16 protein-coding genes and 1 pseudogene are annotated in these 18,409 nt (G+C 69.9%); 10 read left to right on the top strand and 7 right to left on the bottom strand.

Annotated elements, in window-relative coordinates:
* Positions 1-167 precede the first annotated feature (167 nt).
* On the bottom strand, positions 168-1,250 hold the full coding sequence (locus tag F0344_RS27095) for a phage tail sheath family protein (protein ID WP_258050137.1): 1,083 nt from the start codon (positions 1,248-1,250) through the stop codon (positions 168-170).
* Positions 1,251-1,651: 401 nt separating this feature from the next.
* Positions 1,652-1,783: a hypothetical protein gene (locus F0344_RS36160; protein WP_258050136.1), complete on the bottom strand. Its 132-nt coding sequence runs from the start codon at positions 1,781-1,783 to the stop codon at positions 1,652-1,654.
* A 331-nt stretch (positions 1,784-2,114) separates the two neighbouring features.
* On the opposite strand from F0344_RS36160, the pseudogene F0344_RS27090 reads away from it, so the two are divergent.
* Positions 2,115-2,309 (top strand): annotated as a pseudogene (locus tag F0344_RS27090) (transposase family protein); the annotation flags it as partial.
* Between the two features lie 204 nt (positions 2,310-2,513).
* Here F0344_RS27090 and F0344_RS27085 read toward each other — a convergent pair.
* Positions 2,514-3,716: a helix-turn-helix domain-containing protein gene (locus F0344_RS27085; protein WP_185301250.1), complete on the bottom strand. Its 1,203-nt coding sequence runs from the start codon at positions 3,714-3,716 to the stop codon at positions 2,514-2,516.
* 108 nt (positions 3,717-3,824) lie between these two features.
* Complete coding sequence (locus F0344_RS27080) at positions 3,825-4,487, bottom strand: HAD-IA family hydrolase (protein ID WP_185301249.1); 663 nt, start codon at positions 4,485-4,487, stop codon at positions 3,825-3,827.
* Positions 4,488-4,881: 394 nt separating this feature from the next.
* Between F0344_RS27080 and F0344_RS27075 the strand changes: the two genes are divergently transcribed.
* Together F0344_RS27075 and F0344_RS27070 are read left to right on the top strand one after the other, a co-directional pair.
* Positions 4,882-6,108, top strand: coding sequence for an IS1380 family transposase (locus F0344_RS27075; protein ID WP_185302919.1), 1,227 nt, complete (start codon positions 4,882-4,884; stop codon positions 6,106-6,108).
* 137 nt (positions 6,109-6,245) lie between these two features.
* Entirely contained in the window at positions 6,246-6,446 is a 201-nt protein-coding gene (locus F0344_RS27070) for a DUF3987 domain-containing protein (RefSeq protein WP_185302918.1), read from the top strand.
* 230 nt (positions 6,447-6,676) lie between these two features.
* Here F0344_RS27070 and glnA read toward each other — a convergent pair whose 3' ends face one another.
* Entirely contained in the window at positions 6,677-8,038 is a 1,362-nt protein-coding gene (gene glnA / locus F0344_RS27065; RefSeq protein WP_185301248.1) for a type I glutamate--ammonia ligase, read from the bottom strand.
* Positions 8,039-8,280: 242 nt separating this feature from the next.
* On the opposite strand from glnA, the gene F0344_RS27060 reads away from it, so the two are divergent.
* The 6 genes from F0344_RS27060 to F0344_RS27035 all read left to right on the top strand — a co-directional run bounded on the left by F0344_RS27060 (position 8,281) and on the right by F0344_RS27035 (position 14,486).
* Positions 8,281-8,961 (top strand): DUF3105 domain-containing protein, encoded by a 681-nt coding sequence (locus tag F0344_RS27060; protein ID WP_185301247.1) that lies wholly within the window; start codon positions 8,281-8,283, stop codon positions 8,959-8,961.
* Positions 8,958-9,740 (top strand): DUF305 domain-containing protein, encoded by a 783-nt coding sequence (locus F0344_RS27055; protein ID WP_185301246.1) that lies wholly within the window; start codon positions 8,958-8,960, stop codon positions 9,738-9,740. The genes F0344_RS27060 and F0344_RS27055 overlap by 4 nt, the downstream gene beginning before the upstream one ends.
* A gap of 121 nt (positions 9,741-9,861) precedes the next feature.
* A complete protein-coding gene (locus tag F0344_RS27050) occupies positions 9,862-10,287 on the top strand; it encodes a CBS domain-containing protein (RefSeq protein WP_185301245.1) in 426 nt (141 codons plus the stop codon).
* A 98-nt stretch (positions 10,288-10,385) separates the two neighbouring features.
* Positions 10,386-10,853, top strand: coding sequence for a hypothetical protein (locus F0344_RS27045; protein ID WP_185301244.1), 468 nt, complete (start codon positions 10,386-10,388; stop codon positions 10,851-10,853).
* A gap of 214 nt (positions 10,854-11,067) precedes the next feature.
* The gene (locus F0344_RS27040; RefSeq protein ID WP_185301243.1) at positions 11,068-12,651 is read left to right on the top strand and encodes a multicopper oxidase family protein; all 1,584 of its coding nucleotides are present in this window, start codon (positions 11,068-11,070) and stop codon (positions 12,649-12,651) included.
* 80 nt (positions 12,652-12,731) lie between these two features.
* Positions 12,732-14,486, top strand: a complete 1,755-nt coding sequence (locus F0344_RS27035) for an NAD+ synthase (RefSeq protein ID WP_185301242.1) — start codon at positions 12,732-12,734, stop codon at positions 14,484-14,486.
* Positions 14,487-14,726: 240 nt separating this feature from the next.
* Here the strand turns inward: F0344_RS27035 and F0344_RS27030 are convergent, their stop codons facing one another.
* Together F0344_RS27030 and F0344_RS27025 are read right to left on the bottom strand one after the other, a co-directional pair.
* Positions 14,727-15,956: an MFS transporter gene (locus F0344_RS27030; protein ID WP_185301241.1), complete on the bottom strand. Its 1,230-nt coding sequence runs from the start codon at positions 15,954-15,956 to the stop codon at positions 14,727-14,729.
* Positions 15,957-16,134: 178 nt separating this feature from the next.
* On the bottom strand, positions 16,135-17,157 hold the full coding sequence (locus F0344_RS27025; RefSeq protein WP_185301240.1) for an endonuclease/exonuclease/phosphatase family protein: 1,023 nt from the start codon (positions 17,155-17,157) through the stop codon (positions 16,135-16,137).
* Between the two features lie 330 nt (positions 17,158-17,487).
* Between F0344_RS27025 and panB the strand changes: the two genes are divergently transcribed.
* A complete protein-coding gene (gene panB / locus F0344_RS27020) occupies positions 17,488-18,372 on the top strand; it encodes a 3-methyl-2-oxobutanoate hydroxymethyltransferase (protein WP_185301239.1) in 885 nt (294 codons plus the stop codon).
* The last annotated feature ends 37 nt before the right edge of the window (positions 18,373-18,409 follow it).

Below are 18,409 nucleotides of genomic sequence, written 5' to 3'. Positions count from 1 at the left end.
CGCAAGGCGTACCGGCGCGGCAGGCCCGATGATCCGTGGTGGCAGGTGCGCATGCTACGCGCCGAGCTCCACCCACCCAAGGACCTGCCAGGAACTAGCTCCTCCCGTGTCCGTCGGGCGCAGTCCGCGCGGCGCCGTCGGAGAGGCGCGCAGGCTGATGCCGGCCGTCAGGCCTGAGCCGCGTTTCCGGTCACGGCCACAGGGATGAACTCGGTCGGGCGTACCGCGGCGAGGCCGACCTTCAGGATGATCCTTCCGGCTTGGACGTCTTCCTCGGTCATGGTGACGCCCACCCCGACCTGGACGAAGTACGCGTCCTCCGGCTTAGCCCCCTGCAGCCCGCCCTTCCGCCAGAGGGTCTGCAGGTAGTTGTCGGCCGCAGCCCGCACCTTCTGCCACGTCGGTTCGGTGTTCGGCTCGAACACGACGCGGAAAGCTTTCTGCAGGTCGCGCTCCACCGTGTCAGCCAGACGTCGCACCGGAATGGACTTCCACCGGTCGTCGGTCTCGTTGAGGGTGAGGGCGCCCCCAACGATCGTGCCCACGCCCCGGAGCTCACGCAGCACGTCGACCGGCTGAGCCTCGCCCTGCTCCGCGTCGCTCACCGTCTGGGACGGACGCGCGCCGTTCACCGTGACGTTCGCCGGAGCCTTCCACACCCCGCGCTCGCTATCGACCCGGCACCACACCCCGGCAGCCACGCCGACGGGCGGAACCGGCTTGGCGCCGTCTGCGGAGGGAACCAGCCACGGGTGGTAGAGGACGGCGTGCGCGCTCTGGTCGGCGTCCAGCTTGAACGCCCTCGCCGCGTCGCGAGCCTGCCGTGCATCGTGGTCCTGGCCGGCGTGCAAAATGGCCATCGCCTGGTGGGTCGCCGCGTAGGCGGTCACGGCCCTGGCCATCTCGCCGGCCGCATCGGCGCCGCCGTCCCACAGGCCGAGCGGCACCAGGATCGTTACTTCGTCACCTTCGAGTGAGGTCAACACCTCCTTCAGAGTCCTGCTGGCGGTGTTGGCCAGAAGGCAGGAGCCGCCCCCGTTCTCGAAGTACCCACGCAGCACCCCACCGTTCACGCCGGAAAACTGGGCCCCACCGGCAGCCTGGGAAACGTCGAGCCAGCTGTTGACCCGGACGATGTCCTCGAACGCTCTACCGAAGTCGGCGATGAACACCGGCACGGCAGTCGCGCCGGAGGAAACCACCATGCTCAACGAGGCGACCTCCTCGATGTTGACGCCGGGGTAGTTCACTGAATCTGCCATCGAGCACACTCCATCCAGGTCACGACAGGACAAGGGCGCGCCGCCGCATCAAGATCGCCGAACGCGAGACCTGACACAGGAAGCACCACCCTTACCGGAGAGCGTAACGACGTTGTGCCCTCACATGATCAATATCCGCGTCTGCGCCACCGCCGTCGAGCAGTTGATGTAGTGAGAGCACCCGAACATGAACGGCACCCCGGCTGCTGCACACGCCACCTTCGTTCACCCGCCCGGTTGAGCTGTGCGAATCAGGCCCCCATGCCTCGCGCCACACCGCAGCCCAAAGATCGATCGCCGCAACCTGGATCCTTGCCACCGGCATCACCCCTCTGACCGTGCTGCGCGCACACCTGCTTCCTGCCGCCCGGCTGCAGCCCCTACTCGACCTACGTGACCACACCGGGCCCCGCCTGGTCCTGATCTGCCATCAGCACCATGCCCCCACGGTCCTGGAACGCGCGCTGCGCCCCGTCGCGCACCACCAGGCCGAGGCCGCAGCCTGCCTGCCCGGCTCCCAAGAACAAGACCCTGGCCGCCCTGGACGGCGCCGACGCCGTTGCCGCTCACCGCCCCCACACCCGGTGAGCGCGGCTCACGCCCACCGCCTATGACGGCCCTGAGCATCGCCGAGATCGCCCACCGCCAGCATGCCGCTACCGCCCCGTCCGGGGTCTTGCAAGGGCGCGGCACCTTCGCGTGGTTCCCGTTCGACGAGCCCCGCGAGCCTGACCAGGTGGAGCTGGAAACGTTCCGCGCGGGACACCTTCGGCTTCGCCTCCACCCCGGGCCGGGCCTGGCCGCACTCCCCACCGCAGGTCACCGGCGGTGAGTTTCGCCCCGGCGTGGTTAGTGCCGTTCCGGGGACGGCGGCTCAAACGATGGAAGCGGCGGCACAACAGCACTCACGCCAAGATCCGCTGCCTCGGCGAGCAAGCCATGGCCACACTCAAGGGCTGGCGACTCCTGCGCAAGCTCCGCTGCAGCACGAACCGGATCACCGACATCGTCAAGGCCATCGTCACCCTCCACCACGCCTCAACCTGAAGTTGGAAAAGGCTCACTACCAGCACGAATACGCCACAGCAGCCTGAACAACCCACCCGAACGCCACGAACATCAGTTCAAATCTCACTTAGACGGAAACGCACCCTACCGGTAGAGCCCGCAAGCGGGGTTCGGATTGCCACGGAGCGTGGCAGTCGGCAAACTCCTGATCGCCGAACTGCTACGGGTCGTGGTGGTGGGTGGTCAGCGCACGCCCAAAGGGACACCGGCTGCGTGCGCGAGTCCGCGAAGTCGGCCCACGGACACACCTGCCAGCCGCGAGATGATCACGCCTGGCAGCATCTGGTGCTGAACCCATCCCGGTGCCATGGTGCAGACCGCCTCCAGGGTGTCAGCAGCCCGGTCCCACCGGCGGCACTCCACGTGGGTCAGGGCGACGTCGAGTCCGTAGCGGGCTCGGGTCGCGAGCGGCACCGTTTCGTCCAGTCGGACGGTGTCCATAAGCCGTAGCGCCCCCGCCGTGTCGCTCAGGGCGACGGCGATGCTCATGGCCTGGGTGGCGGCGTACAGCGGACCGTGCGGCTGCGCATGACCGCCGCGCGCGTACTCGCTGCCGAGGCGGGCGCCGACCGCGTGGGCCTGGGACAGGTACTCGCGTGCCGTGTCGGCGGAAGCCCCTCCCCGCGACGCGGCCACGGCTGCATTGGTGACGAGCTGCCCGTACACCGACAGTCGGTCGGGGTCGTGCTCGGACATCCTGGGCTCGATCCGCTCCGCTCGTGCGGCGGCGAGCGCGAAGCCCTGCGCCGTACGCCCGTCACGGAGGTTCACCCACGCCGTCGTGGCCGCGAGGTGCGCCTCACGCAGGTCGTCCCCGGCCTGGACTGCGATCTGGCGCCCGTAGGTGAGGGCGGCGTAGGCGAGGTCCCGCGAACCCCAGACGTTCGCGGCCATGCCCGCAGTCTGGAAGACGTCGGCCAGCAGCCCGGCCGCGGCTTCTCTCTCGTCGGTGCCGGCGGCGTCGTACCGGGCGCGGGCCTCCGGCAGCAGGGCCGCCAACAGAGTGCCGAGTTCGGTGTACCGGCCTGCCCAGTAGGCGGTGTCCGCGTGCCGGACGGCGGCACGCAGTTCGGTGACGGTGCCCGGCTCGGTGTCGGCGGGGATGCCGATCGCGGCGTCGTGCGTGGCAGCCGAGAGAGTTCGCAGGGCCGCACGCTCGTCACGATCCATCGAGCGGCGAGGTGCCTGCTGCCCGAGGAGTACGGCGATGTCGGTGCCGAGCGTGGAGGCGATGGCGAGCAGGGAGGGAAGAGAAGCGGTGCCGCCACGTTCCAGCTTCCGCACGACACCGACCGATACCGCGGCGGCCTCGGCCAGTTGCTCTTGCGTCATCCCGCTGCGGAGGGTCTTGAGGCGTTCAGCGGTGGTGTATTCCGACCATTGCATGGCGGTAACTCCCCGGGCCGTTCAAGCCAGGCTTGGACCGTACCCACTTCACCGCAGGTGCGTGCGCCCTTTGGGTGAGGGCGAGTTGGCGGGCTGGCTGAAAAGCGCCTACACGGCGAGGACTGCGTTCACCCCGAGGAGGCGCTCCAGCTCGTCGACTGTCTCGTTCTCAGTTGTCGCGAGGACGGTGGTGATGCCGAGGGCCTCGGCGGGCGGAAGGTTGACCGGGTGGTCGTCGACGAAGAAGCAGGCCGGCCCCGGCAGGCCGAGGCGGTCCAGGGTGAGCTGGTAGATCGCCGGGTCGGGCTTCGCGAGACCGACCACCTCCGAAACCACGTGGACGTCGAACAGGTCCCAAATGCCCGCATGTGCATAAGGGTTGAACGGCTCCAGCCCGAAGCTGTTCGACAGGAGCGCCAGCCGGTATCCGGCATCCTTGGCGGCGCAGGCGAGCGCGGCCATGCGCCGGGCCGGCGGTACGTTCGCCCAGGCGCGTCCCATCAAGTTCTCCGGGGGAACGTGCGCGCCAAGCAGAGCGGCAGTCCCCTCGTTCCACTCGGCCTGGCTCATTTGGCCGATCTCCAGGGCGGTGTACAGTCGCCGTCCCTCGGGATGGTCGTTGAGCGTCGCCCGCCATGCTTCCACGAGGAGCCCTTCGGACTCGCACCAGGCGCGGTGCACGGGGCGGGGGTCCCCGGTCAGGACCCCGGCGAAGTCCAGGATGAGCCCGCGCGGGGCGTCGTGATGGGCGGTGTCCGTACGCTGCGGCATGCTGCGGGGTTCCTCTCCGTCGACCTCAACGACGACGCTACCGCGAGGTGTTCCGCTCCTTCGTCGCGTGCGTTTCGTCGACTCGGCCGACGACACTGTGCAGGACGCCCGGCCTCGGTGTTTCACCGTGAATTCCATGAACTGTGACGTTCTGTCACCGCATGCAAAAGGTGCCCCGTGGCCTGCGATGATCCGGCTTGTTGAGGACTGGATCATGAGCGGGTGGGGGCACCTTTCACGTGCAGGGTAGCGAGTGGGCGCGGGGTCTGGCGATGTCGGGGGACGGGAAGGGGCAGGTCGGGCATGTGGGTGGTGTGCATCTGCGGCTGCTCGCGGAGCGCACGGGCTCGGCCGGGGTTCATGCCGCTGCACGACCGGGGGCAGGTGATGGTGGATCGCGGTCGCGATAACCCTGGGCGCGACCTGCATCCGCGACATCCGGCTGCTGGAACACCAGCGGCCCGTCTTCGGCCCGGTCGCCTCCCATCCCACCGCGTGGCGGGCGCTGAAGGAACTCGACGAACTCGCCCGGGCCCGGGCCGGGCGGGCCCGGGCGGCAGTACGCCGCCGCGTCTACGAACTGCTCCGTAAGCGGCCCGAGGGCTTTCCCGAGGTCGAGGTCGAAGGGGTGCCGCTGACCGGCTGGACCGTGATCGACAGTGACGGGACACTGATCCCCGCGCCGTCGGAGAAGGAAGGAGCCCACGGCACCTACAGGGGCTTCCTCGGACACCACATATTCGTCGCCACCTGCGACAACACCGGCGAACAGCTCGCCGCGACGCTCCACACGGGCAACGTCAATGCCAACGACGCGGCAGTGAACATCGACATCCTGACCCGGGCGGTGGCCCAACTGCCCTGGTGGCGACGGCAGAAGATCCTCTTCCGGGTCGACGGGGCGGGCTTCTCCCACCAGCTGATCGACTGGATCGCCTCCGCGGGCGGCCGCAAGAGCCCCACCTTCCGCTGGGAGTACTCCGTCGGCTGGGCCTTCACCACCCGCGAACAGGCCGCCATCGAGATCTGCGACAAGAAGAACCTGTGGCAGCCGGCCGGCGGCGGCGCGGACGGCGGGGTGCGCGAGGGCGCGTTCGTCGCCGACATCACCGCCCTGCTCGGCGAGTTGACCGGCTGGCCCGCGCACCACCGGGTGATCGCGCGGAAGGAGCCCCTGCACCCCCGCTACGTCAAGGACGCCAACGCCTACGAGATCAAGCAGGAGGCGCGTTACCAGACCTTCGCGACCAACCACCAACGCGGGCAGATCGCCCACCTGGACGGCCGACACCGCAAACACGCCCGGGTCGAGCCCAGGATCCGCGATCAGAAGGCATCCGGGATCGGCCTGCCGCCCTCACGCGAGCTGGAGATCAACGCCGCCTGGCTCACCGCCACCACCCTCGCCGCCGATCTCCGCTGCTGGTTCCAGCTCCTCGCCCTGGACGGCGAGCTCGCCAAAGCCACCCCGAAGACCCTGCGCTACCGCATCCTCCACGCCCCCGCCCGCCTCGTGCGCGGCCAGCGAAAACGCCGTCTGAAACTCCCCGACACCTGGCCCTGGGCCACGGCGATCATCCGCGCCTTCGAACGGATCCTCGCCCTGCCCCACCCCACCTGACCAGCACGAACGACCTCATCGAGCATCAAGAGGAGACTCACCCACAAGCTCCGGGACCGTGGAACCCGACGTCATCCGGCACGTCAGCCGACGCACTCCCCTGACCGGAACCGTCCCCGGACCGGGATCAACACGACATCACGGACGCAAGACCAACCGCACGTCGCCGTGAAACAACGAGGCTGGCTGCCCTCTCCACCGCCGCAGGGGGCAGGGTCAACGTCCAGGTCCGCCCCGGCTGGACCGAGCAGACCAACCTTTACCTGGTCTGTGCGATGCCACCGGCCAGCCGGAAGTCGGACGTCTTTGCCGCTATGACCGCTCCGATCTACCGATGAGCACGTGCCTCGGTCACAGCGACCCAAAGTTCACGCTGCGAGTCAACACGCGCCTCATGCCGAGCAGCGAAGGACGTACCCGGAAGGCCGTGGACAGCATGTACGAAGCCGTCGATTCAGCACCGGACGGCCCACAGACGGCCCAGGGCGGGTGAAACAGCTTCGGGCCGACGGTGCGACACCGTCGGCCCGAAGCCACATGCAGGCGCCCTAACGGCGCTGACCTGGACTTACAGCACCGGCAGCAGGTTCTTCAGCTCGAAGGCCGTGACCTCGCTGCGGTACTCCTCCCACTCCTGCTTCTTGTTGCGGAGGAAGAAGTCGAAGACGTGCTCGCCGAGCGTCTCGGCGACCAGTTCACTCTTCTCCATGAGGGCGATCGCCTCGCCGAGGTTCTGCGGGAGCGGCTCGATGCCCATCGCGCGGCGCTCGGCGTCGGAGAGGGCCCAGACGTCGTCGTCGGCGCCGGCCGGGAGTTCGTAGCCCTCCTCGATGCCCTTGAGGCCCGCGGCGAGCAGCACCGCGTAGGTCAGGTAGGGGTTGGCGCCGGAGTCGATGGAGCGGACCTCGACGCGGGCCGAGCCGGTCTTGCCGGGCTTGTACATCGGGACGCGGATCAGGGCGGAGCGGTTGTTGTGGCCCCAGCAGATGTACGAGGGGGCCTCGCCGCCGGCGCCCGCGGCGCGGGAGGAGCCGCCCCAGATGCGCTTGTAGGAGTTGACCCACTGGTTGGTCACGGCGGAGATCTCCGCGGCGTGCTTCAGCAGACCGGCGATGAAGGAGCGGCCGACCTTGGAGAGCTGGTACTCGGCACCCGACTCGTAGAACGCGTTGCGGTCGCCCTCGAAGAGGGAGAGGTGGGTGTGCATGCCCGAGCCCGGGTAGTCCGAGAACGGCTTCGGCATGAAGGTGGCCTGCACGCCCTGTTCCAGCGCGACCTGCTTCATGACCAGGCGGAAGGTCATGATGTTGTCGGCGGTGGAGAGCGCGTCCGCGTAACGGAGGTCGATCTCCTGCTGGCCGGGGGCGCCCTCGTGGTGGCTGAACTCGACCGAGATGCCCATCGACTCCAGCATGGTGATCGCCTGGCGGCGGAAGTCCATGCCGACGTTCTGCGGGGTGTGGTCGAAGTAGCCGGAGTTGTCGGCGGGCGTGGGCCGGGTGCCGTCGAGCGGCTTGTTCTTCAGCAGGAAGAACTCGATCTCCGGGTGGGTGTAGAAGGTGAAGCCCAGGTCGGAGGTCTTGGCGAGGATGCGCTTGAGCACATAGCGCGGGTCGGCGAAGGACGGCGAACCGTCGGGCATGAGGATGTCGCAGAACATCCGGGCCGTGCCGGGAGCCTCCGCACGCCAGGGCAGGATCTGGAACGTGGCGGGGTCGGGCTTGGCGATCATGTCCGATTCGTACACCCGGGCGAATCCCTCGATGGCCGACCCGTCGAAGCCGATGCCCTCGTCGAACGCCTGCTCCAGCTCCGCGGGGGCCACGGCGACGGACTTGAGGAACCCGAGGACATCGGTGAACCACAGCCGTACGAAGCGGATGTCGCGCTCCTCGAGTGTCCTGAGGACGAATTCCTGCTGCTTGTCCATAGCCACATCCTTGCAGTTCAGACGGTCTGTGCACCACCGCCCGGGGTAGGGGAGGAACGCCAGTATCACGACCGGGGATTTCACCCAGATTACGCACACGGTGTGAGAGAGAGCACTCGGCCACCCACTACGATCGGCGGCCAAGGCGTGCAAGGGGGCCCGCGGCTTCGCAACCGCCCTCCGCATGCCTGTTTCAGACCTGGTTTTCCCCCACTCCCCCTTCGCAGAAGGAACTGGCCGACATGAGTTTCGACCGCAGGACCAGCTCAGAGCAGATGAGCGACGCCGACCGCACGCGCGACCGCCGCAACCGGATCGTCGCCATAGCGCTGAGCACCCTGGTGGTCGCCGGTCTGGCCGGCTTCGGCTCCTACCTCGTGCTGGACAAGTCCGAGGCGAGGGAGCAGACGCCGGACCTGGTGGCGCAGGACGGCAAGCCGCCCGTGCAGGACGAGTCAGCGCTCGCCGCCGAGCCCGTCGAGGGGGAGAAGTCCTGGGATGCGGAGACGCTGCCCCGTAACCACGTCGCCGGTGAGGTGAAGTACGCCATGCGGCCGCCGGTCGGCGGTGACCACGACCAGGCGTGGCTGAACTGCGACGGCGTCGTATACGAGAAGGCCGTCGCCGACGTCAACGCGGTGCACTCCCTCGAACATGGTTCCGTCTGGGTGACGTACAACGGCAAGGCCGCCGACGCCGATGTGCGGAAGCTGGCGAGCCGCGTCGAGAGCACTCCGTTCTCGCTGATGAGCCCGTACGAGGAGCAGGCCGGGGCGATCATGCTGACCGCCTGGGGCAAGCAGGTCACGGTGGACAGCGCCGACGACCGGCGGGTGGCCCAGTTCTTCGCGAAGTACGTCCAGGGCGCGCAGACACCCGAGCCCGGCGCTCCCTGCACGGGCGGGATCGGAGCCACCGGGTGACGCGGGAGCCCGGAGCCGGCCAGGAACCGGCGGACGAGAGCGCGCGGCGGCTGCGGCGCACACGGTGGGTGGCGGGGTCCGCCGTGGCCCTCGCCCTGCTGTTCGCGGGGGCGGCGACGGTCGCCTCCTCGCGGGGCGACGGGGCCGGCGAGGGAGCCGGTCACGGTGCGGGCCATGGGAACGGCGTGGCGTCGCTCCCCTCGGCGCGGTCGGCCGACGCGGGCTTCGCCCGCGATATGGCCGTCCACCACCAGCAGGCCGTGGAGATGTCCTTCCTCGTGCGCGACCGTACGAAGGACGAGGACGTACGGCGTCTCGCGTACGACATCGCCAACACGCAGGCCAACCAGCGGGGCATGATGCTCGGCTGGCTGGATCTGTGGGAGCTGCCGAAGACGGCCCCCGACGGACAGCCGCCGATGCACTGGATGGCCGGCGGTCAGGGCGACCACGGTGAGCACGGTGGGCACGACATGGACGCGGCGGGGACGGACGGCCCGGGGTTCACCGCCCACGACGGGGCCTTCATGCCCGGCATGGCCACCAGGACCGAACTCGGCCGGCTCCGCGCGGCCGACGGCAGGCAGGCGGAGATCCTGTATCTCCAGCTGATGTCCGACCACCACAAGGGTGGGGTCGACATGGCCAGGGGCTGCGTGAACCTGTGTGCCGTGAAGGTCGAGAAGCGGCTCGCCCAGGGCATGGTCGACGCCCAGCGTTCCGAGATGGACCTGATGGCGGACATGCTGACGGCCAGGGGAGCGAAGCCCCGGCCCTGAGGCGTACGGCTGCCCACCCGAACGGGTCGCAGCGGTCGCGTGCCCCGGGCGGTCCCATGACGATGGGTTCGCTCGGGGCCCGTACACCAATGCCCGACCGGCACGCAGGAGGAAACCCTTCATGACGACCGCCAAAGACATCATGCACAGCGGAGCCCAGTGGATTCCGGCTCACGAAACGCTCGACCGCGCCGCGCAGATGATGCGTGACCACAACGTGGGCGCGCTGCCCATCTCGGCCAACGGTGGACAGGACCGTATGGTCGGCATCCTCACGGACCGCGACATCGTGGTCGGCTGTGTGGCCATGGGCCACGACCCGTCGAAGGTGACCGCGGGCGAGCTCGCCCAGGGCACACCGCGCTGGATCGACGCGAACGCGGATGTCGACGCGGTGCTGCACGAGATGCAGGAGCACCGGATCCGACGTCTCCCCGTCGTCGAGAACAAGAAGCTGATCGGCATGATCAGCGAGGCCGATCTCGCGCAGCACCTCTCCGACGAGCAGATCGCGGGCTGGGCGGAGAAGGTCTACTCGCGCAGCTGAGCGCCTGTGTGACAACCGTGGCCCGGCACCCCTGGCGAAGGGGGTACCGGGCCACGGCTCGTATACCCGGCGGGGGTAGGGTGTGGGATGTGCCGGGTGTGGAGCGGAAGAGAAGCGCGACGTCCGGGCAGTGGCTGCTGTTCGTCGCGCTGCTGTTCGGGATCGCCACCATGCATACGGTCGGACACCCCGCCGAGCACGCTCCGGCCGGACTGTCGGCAGCGGGAGCGCCTGCCGGAATGCCGGCGGCCTCGGCACACGGGGGCGCACACGGAGACCATGAAGCGCCGGAACCCGTCGGCGCGGCCTCCTCCGCGCTCCCCCACGCCTTCCCGGCCGCCGGTCCCACCGATGCCGCGCCCATGAGCGGCATGGACCCGATGGCCGTCTGCCTCGCCGTGCTGAGCACCTGGGCCGTGACCCTGCTCGCCCTCCGGCTGCTCGGGCCGGGCCGTGCGCGGCCGTTCTCCGGCCGTGCGACCGGCGTACGGCCGCCGCTGCTCCCGTGGCCGAATCCACCGCCCCGCAGGACCGTTCTCGCCACGCTGTCGGTGCTGCGCATCTAGGTCCTGTCTGGAGTTCCCCCGCGGCGTCCGGCACCGCCGCCTCCGGCGTTGTCGTCAGTCGCGAGGGCTCCGCCATCGCTCCCTCCTCCGCCTTGGATTCGACGGCACCGGACGCCGCTCCTTCTCCCGCGCTGGAACTCCAGACAGGACCTAGGAGCGGGCGTCCGCCTCCGCCCTCCTCCAGCACATCGACTTCATTGAGGTGCACTCAGTCATGTCCGCACAGCACACGCGCCGAGCCGTGCTCGGCGCCGGAATCGCCCTGGCCGGTACGGGGGTTCTCGCCGCCTGTTCCGGCGATACGTCAACCGGTACGGCCTCCGGGGCGAAGACCGGCGACCGTTTCGTCTCGCCCGACGGCAAGGAGGTCGCGGCGGCCGAGGCCGAGCGGGGCTCCGGTCCCGTACGGAAGGTCTCGCTCACCGCGACCCGGGCCCGCCTCGATCTCGGCGGCGGGCGCACGGCCGCCTCCTGGGCCTACGGGGACCGGCTGCCCGGCTCCGAGGTCCGTGTCACCGCCGGTGACACGCTGGCCCTCACCCTGGCCAACCACCTGCCGCGGCCGACCTCCCTGCACTGGCACGGCCTCGCCCTGCGCAACGACATGGACGGCGTCCCCGGGCTGACCCAGCGGGACATCGCGCCGGGGGCGGACTTCACGTACCGGTTCGCGGTTCCGCACCCGGGCACGTACTGGTTCCATCCGCACTCGGGAGTCCAGCAGGACCGCGGGCTGTACGCGCCGCTGATCGTCGAGGACCCGAAGGAACCCCTGTCGTACGACAGCGAGTGGGTCGTCGTGCTCGACGACTGGGTCGACGGCGTGGACGGCTCGACGCCCGACGGGGTCCTCGCCGAGCTCTCCCGGGGCATGGGCGGGGCCGACGGCGGAGGCCACGGCGGCATGGATCACGGTGGCGGGCACGACATGTCGCAGATGTCCACCCGGAGCGAGGGCGACGGGCCCTCGCGCATGATGATGGGCGCCACCAGCGAACTGCTCGGCGGCGACGCGGGCGACGTCGCCTACCCGTACTACCTGGTCAACGGCCGTACGTCCCAGTCCCCTTCGTCCTTCACCGCCCGGCCCGGCGACCGCATCCGGCTGCGCCTGATCAACGCGGGCGGCGACACCGCCTTCCGGGTCGCACTCGGCGGCCACCGGATGACCGTCACCCACACCGACGGCTTCCCGGTCCGGCACACGACGACCGATGCCCTGCTGCTGGGCATGGGCGAGCGGTACGACGTGCTGGTCACCGCCGGGGACGGGGTGTTCCCGCTGACCGCGCTCGCCGAGGGCAAGAAGGCATCGGCGCTGGCCCTGCTGCGCACGGGGAGCGGCGCGGCGCCGACCGCCTCCGTACGGCCGAAGGAGCTGGACGGGAAGCTGGTGACGGCCGGCCGGCTGGTCCCGGACGAGTCCGTCGCCCTCGCCACGCGCACCCCTGACCGTACGATCCGGATCGCGCTCACGGGGTCGATGGGGGCGTACGACTGGGCCTTCGACGGGAAGCCGTACAGCGCTGACCGGCGCCATCCCGTCGACGCCGGGGAACGGGTCAGGCTGGAGTTCCACAACACCACGTCGATGTGGCATCCGCTGCATCTGCACGGCCACACGTTCGCGCTGGCGGGAGGCGCGGCCGGGGCGCGCAAGGACACCGCGGTGATCCTCCCGAAGCGGCCGCTGACGGTGGACTTCGACGCCGACAATCCGGGGCTGTGGATGCTGCACTGTCACAACGTCTACCACGCGGAGGCGGGCATGATGACGGTCATCGGCTACCGGCGCTGACGGCCCGTCCTGGCGGGCCGGCCCTGATGCCGCCCGGCCCGCCAGGACATCGCGTCAGAAAGACGATTAGACTGGGTGGCGTGCCTCAACTACGCCTCGCACTGAATCAGATCGACTCGACGGTCGGCGATCTCGCCGGGAACGCCGAGTCGATCGTCCACTGGACCCGGCACGCCGCCGAGCAGGGTGCCCATCTCGTGGCGTTCCCCGAGATGGCGTTGACCGGCTACCCCGTCGAGGACCTGGCCCTGCGGTCGTCCTTCGTCGACGCGTCCCGCGACGCACTGCACGCGCTGGCCGCGCGCCTCCGGGCGGAGGGCTTCGGTGAGCTGCCCGTCGTCGTCGGCTATCTGGACCGGTCCGGGACGTCGCAGGCCCGTTACGGCCAGCCCGCCGGGTCCCCGCAGAACGCCGCCGCGGTGCTGCACCGCGGGCAGGTCGCGCTGAGCTTCGCCAAGCACCATCTGCCCAACTACGGCGTCTTCGACGAGTTCCGGTACTTCGTGCCGGGCGACTCGATGCCGGTCGTGCGGGTGCACGGCATCGATGTGGCGCTCGCGATCTGCGAGGACCTCTGGCAGGACGGCGGCCGGGTGCCGGCCGCACGGTCCGCCGGGGCCGGGCTGCTCCTGTCGGTCAACGCCTCGCCGTACGAGCGCGACAAGGACGACACCCGGCTCGAACTGGTCCGCAAGCGGGCGCAGGAGGCCGGCTGTACGACGGCGTACCTCGCGATGATCGGCGGACAGGACGAGCTGGTCTTCGACGGCGACTCGATCGTCGTGGACAAGCGGGGCGAGGTGATCGCGCGTGCCCCGCAGTTCTCCGAGGGCAGCATGATCCTCGACCTGGACCTGCCGGCCGCCGCGGCAAAGGCGCCGTCGGGGAGTGTGGACGACGGGCTGCGCATCGATCACGTGGTGCTCTCCGACGAGCCTCTCCCGGCGTACGAGCCGGAACTGACGGGCGGTTACGCGGAGCGGCTCGACGACGACGAGGAGCTGTACTCGGCGCTGGTCGTGGGCCTGCGCGCGTACGCCGCGAAGAACGGTTTCAGCAGTGTGCTGATCGGGCTCTCCGGCGGCATCGACTCCGCGCTCGTCGCAGCCATCGCGTGCGACGCGCTCGGAGCGCAGAACGTGTACGGCATCTCCATGCCGTCCGCGTACTCCTCGGAGCACTCGAAGAGCGACGCGGCCGAGCTGGCGCGGCGTACGGGGCTGAACTTCCGGACCGTGCCGATCGAGCCGATGTTCGACGCGTACATGGGGTCGTTGGGACTGACCGGCCTGGCCGAGGAGAACCTGCAGTCGCGGCTGCGCGGCACGATGCTGATGGCCGTCTCCAACCAGGAGGGCCAGATCGTCCTCGCGCCGGGCAACAAGTCGGAGCTGGCGGTGGGGTACTCGACGCTGTACGGGGACTCCGTGGGTGCGTACGGCCCGATCAAGGACGTCTACAAGACGTCGGTCTTCCGGCTCGCGAAGTGGCGCAATCGGGCGGCGGAGGCGCGGGGGCAGACCCCGCCGATCCCCGAGGCCTCGATCACCAAGCCACCGAGCGCCGAGCTGCGTCCGGGACAGGTGGACACGGATTCGCTGCCCGACTACGACGTACTGGACCGGCTCCTGGAGCTGTACGTGGACCGGGACCAGGGCCGCGAGGCGATCGTGGCCGCGGGGTTCGACGACGCACTGGTGGTGAGGACGTTGCGGATGGTGGACACCGCGGAGTACAAGCGGCGGCAGTATCCGCCGGGTACGAAGATCTCACCCAAGGGATTCGGGAAGGACCGACGGCTGCCGATCACGAATCGGTGGCGCGAGTCGGGGTGACGGGGCGGATGTGTGCCGGGGGCGGGCCCCCGGCACTCGCGTCCGGCGTCCGGCGTCCGGCGTCCGGCGTCCGGCGTCCGGCGTCCGGCGTCCGGCGTCTTCGAACGCCGGACCGGCAGCGTTGGCCGATGCTCAGCCGGAGTCAAGCCTGCCCGGTGACCGAGGACGAAGCCCGGACCGGGGTCCCGGTCCGGACGCTTCTTCCCAAGTCCCGGTCCGTGAGGTTCTTCCCAGGGCCCGTCAGCGCGCTTCCGCCCGGGTGCCGGATTCCTGCTCGTGGGCCGCGTGGCCCGCTCCGCCTGCCACGACCCTCGACGCACCCGGCTTACGCTCGCGGTCCAGGACGCCCGCCGTGACCGCGATGGCCAGGCCCACCACCGCCAGCACCGCGCCCACGAGCGCCGGTGAGGTCCAGCCCCACCCGGCCGCGATCGCCACGCCGCCCAGCCACGCGCCGCCCGCGTTCGCGAGGTTGAAGGCCGAGTGGTTGGAGGCGGAGGCGAGCGTGGGCGCGTCCTTGGCCTTGTTCATGACGAGCATCTGCAGCGGTGTGGTCGTCATGAAGCCGACCCCGCCCAGCAGCACCACCATCACCAGTGCCGCCCACTGCACATGGACGGTGAACGGGAAGACCACCAGCACCACGGCGAGCGCCGCCAGGGAGCCGTACAGCGTGGGCCGCAGGGCGCGGTCCGTGAGCGGTCCCGCCGCGAGCGCGCCGAGCGTCATCCCGATGCCGAACAGGGCCAGTACCAGCGTGACCGAGGATTCGCCGAAGCCCATCGCCTCCGTCGTCATGGCCGAGAGGTAGGAGTACACCGCGAAGACACCGGCGAAGCCGAAGACGGCGGTGAGCAGCCCCAGGAGCACCTGACGGTTACCGAGCGCCCGCATCTCGCGGCGGACGTTCTGCCGGGCGTCGAGTGGGATCTGCGGAACCAGGCGGGCGAGCGCCGCCATCGCGCCCAGACCGATCACCGCGACCACCAGGAAGGTCGCCCGCCAGCCCAGGTGCTGGCCGAGCAGCGTGGCCGCCGGTACGCCGATGATGTTGGCGACGGTGAGCCCCAGGAACATCGTCGCGACGGCCCGGGCCCGGCGGCCCTCCGCGACCAGCGTGGCCGCGACGACCGCGCCGACACCGAAGAACGCGCCGTGCGGCAGCCCTGCGAGCAGTCGGCCGGCGAGCAGCCAGCCGAAGTCGGGGGCGAGTGCGGAGGCCAGGTTGCCGATGGTGAAGAGGGCCATGAGCAGCAGGAGCATCCGCTTGCGGGGGATGCGGGAGCCGAGGCCGGTGAGCAGCGGGGCGCCGAGGACGACGCCGATCGCGTACGCCGATACGAGGTAGCCGGCGGTGGGCACGGACGTTCCCAGGTCGTCGGCGACGTTGGGCAGCAGGCCCATCATCACGAACTCCGTCGTTCCGATGCCGAAGGCGCTCACAGCCAGCGCGAGCAGGGCCAGGGGCATGGGGAAGACCTTTCGAAGCGGGCCGGCGGGGTGGGGCGCGGCCCGGCCCCGTGGAGGCCCGGCGGCGGTGGAGGCGTGCGGCAGGACGTACCGGCGTCTTCACTGGCACACGTTTAAGTATGTTCCCGGAACAAAGTGTCGCAGACGTTCTATGCCCGGAGGTGAACGGGCCGTTGCGTCAGAGTCCGACCCGGGCGGCGATCGGAAGATGGTCGCTGTCCGTGGCCGGCAGCGACCACGAGGACAGTGGCTCGACGCCCTTCACCATGATCTGGTCGATCCGCGCCATCGGGAACGAGGCCGGCCAGCTGAAACCGAAGCCGTCACCCGCCGCACCCTGCGTGGAACGCATCTGGGAGGTGACCGCGTTCAGCGAGCGGTCGTTCATCGTGCCGTTGAGGTCACCGAGCAGGAAGACGCGCTCCAGCGGCTCGTCCGCGATGGCCTCGCCGAGCGCGTCGGCGCTGTCGTCCCGCTGGTTGGCCGTGAAGCCGGCCTTCACCTTCACCCGTACGGACGGCAGGTGCGCCACGTAGACCGCGATCCGTCCCTCGGGCGTGGCGACCACGGTGCGCATCGCCCGCGTCCATCCCATCTTGATGTCGACGGGGCGGGTGCCACTGATCGGGTACTTGCTCCACAGGCCGACGGTGCCCTGCACCGAGTGGTACGGATAACGGGCCGCGAGCGACTTCTCATACGTCGCGACCTGGCCGCCCGGGAGTTCCTGGAGGGCCACGACGTCCGCGCCCGAGCCCGCCACCTGCTGTGCGGTGCCCGCGGGGTCCGGGTTGTCCGCGTTGACGTTGTGGGTGGCGACGGTGAGGTCGCCACCGCCGCCCGACTTGTCGGTGAGGAGGCCGCCGAAGACGTTGAGCCAGACCACGACCGGCAGCAGCAGCGCCACCAGTGCGGTCGCGGAGCGCCGTACGAGTCCCAGCACCAGCAGCACGGGGATGAACACCGCGAGCCACGGCAGAAACGTCTCGATGAGGCTGCCCAGGTTGCCGATCCGGTTCGGGATCTGCGCGTGGAGGACCATCAGGAGCGTGATGAGCACCGAGCAGGCGGCGAGCACGATGCCGCGCCGCCAGATTCCGCGGTCCGCCGTCCATCTCTCGCGCAGGTGCTGGAAACGGCTTCCGGTGTGGGGCGGCTCCATGCTGCCGTTGCCGGTATCCGCTCCGTACGCCTGCACCATCGTGCTTTCCTCACTGCCTTGCCCTACATATCGCCGCGCCCCACGACCCTAGGCGATGAGCGGCGCTTTCCTGCCGTCGACGACGGCCGTACCTCATAGGACGACCGGAGCGGCGGGGCAGGTTCCGCTTCGGGGACGGCCGAGCGGCCTTGTGACACAACGGGCACACTCGGCCCGAGCTCGGGCGCGTCGGCTGTGACCTGCGGTTACGGGGTGCGCGGGGAAGGTCCCGCGCGGGGCCACTTCACGGGAACCGGCACGGGATGCCACCATGGAGAGGATCCGGGGACGCCGTCAGGGCGCCTCGAGATGACGAAGGAGCCGTTGGCAATGTCGCTTCAGGCTGCGCACGACCCGTCCGCCACTCCCCCCGCGGGGCCCGCCGACAGCAGCAAGGCGCTGTACGGAGGAAAGTCCACCCGCCGCATCACCGTCCACGACATCGCCGCCGCCACCGAGCGCGGCGAGAAGTGGCCCATGCTCACCGCGTACGACGCGATGACCGCGTCCGTGTTCGACGAGGCCGGGATCCCGGTCATGCTCGTCGGCGACTCCATGGGCAACTGTCACCTCGGCTACGAGACCACCGTGCCCGTCACGATGGACGAGATCGCCATGCTCTCCGCCGCCGTCGTCCGCGGCACCAAGCGCGCCCTGGTCGTCGCCGACCTGCCCTTCGGCTCGTACCAGGAGGGCCCCGTCCAGGCTCTCCGCAGCGCCACCCGGCTGATCAAGGAGGCCGGTGTCGGCGCGGTCAAGCTGGAGGGCGGCGAACGCTCCCACGAGCAGATCCGCCTCCTGGTCGAGTCCGGCATCCCGGTCATGGGCCACATCGGCCTGACCCCGCAGTCCGTCAACGCGATGGGCTACCGGGTACAGGGCCGCGGCGAGGAGTCCGCGCAGCAGCTGCTGCGCGACGCCAAGGCCGTGCAGGACGCCGGGGCGTTCGCCGTCGTCCTGGAACTCGTACCGGCCGAACTGGCCGCCGAGGTCACCCGCACCCTGCACATCCCGACCATCGGCATCGGCGCCGGGCCCGACACGAACGCCCAGGTGCTCGTCTACACGGACATGGTCGGGCTGACCGGTGGCAAGGTGCCGCGCTTCACCAAGCAGTACGCGAACCTGCGCAAGGTCCTCGGCGACGCCGCGAAGGAGTTCGCCGACGAGGTCGTCGGCGGAACGTTCCCGCGGGCGGAGCACACGTTCCACTGATCCGCACAGACCACATCCCGCACCACCGACAGCCCGC

It is taken from the genome of Streptomyces finlayi, assembly GCF_014216315.1.
Classification (GTDB): Bacteria; Actinomycetota; Actinomycetes; order Streptomycetales; family Streptomycetaceae; genus Streptomyces; species Streptomyces finlayi_A.
Note: the sequence above shows the minus strand (reverse complement) of the source record. Positions and strands in the feature narration are given on the sequence as shown.

Coding starts and splice junctions, on each gene's coding strand:
- glnA (WP_185301248.1), bottom strand. CDS start 8,038: ATGGACAAGCAGCAGGAATTCGTCCTCAGGACACTCGAGGAGCGCGAC.
- F0344_RS27050 (WP_185301245.1), top strand. CDS start 9,862: ATGACGACCGCCAAAGACATCATGCACAGCGGAGCCCAGTGGATTCCG.
- panB (WP_185301239.1), top strand. CDS start 17,488: ATGTCGCTTCAGGCTGCGCACGACCCGTCCGCCACTCCCCCCGCGGGG.
- F0344_RS27085 (WP_185301250.1), bottom strand. CDS start 3,716: ATGCAATGGTCGGAATACACCACCGCTGAACGCCTCAAGACCCTCCGC.
- F0344_RS27060 (WP_185301247.1), top strand. CDS start 8,281: ATGAGTTTCGACCGCAGGACCAGCTCAGAGCAGATGAGCGACGCCGAC.
- F0344_RS27030 (WP_185301241.1), bottom strand. CDS start 15,956: ATGCCCCTGGCCCTGCTCGCGCTGGCTGTGAGCGCCTTCGGCATCGGA.
- F0344_RS27025 (WP_185301240.1), bottom strand. CDS start 17,157: ATGGTGCAGGCGTACGGAGCGGATACCGGCAACGGCAGCATGGAGCCG.
- F0344_RS27080 (WP_185301249.1), bottom strand. CDS start 4,487: ATGCCGCAGCGTACGGACACCGCCCATCACGACGCCCCGCGCGGGCTC.
- F0344_RS27040 (WP_185301243.1), top strand. CDS start 11,068: ATGTCCGCACAGCACACGCGCCGAGCCGTGCTCGGCGCCGGAATCGCC.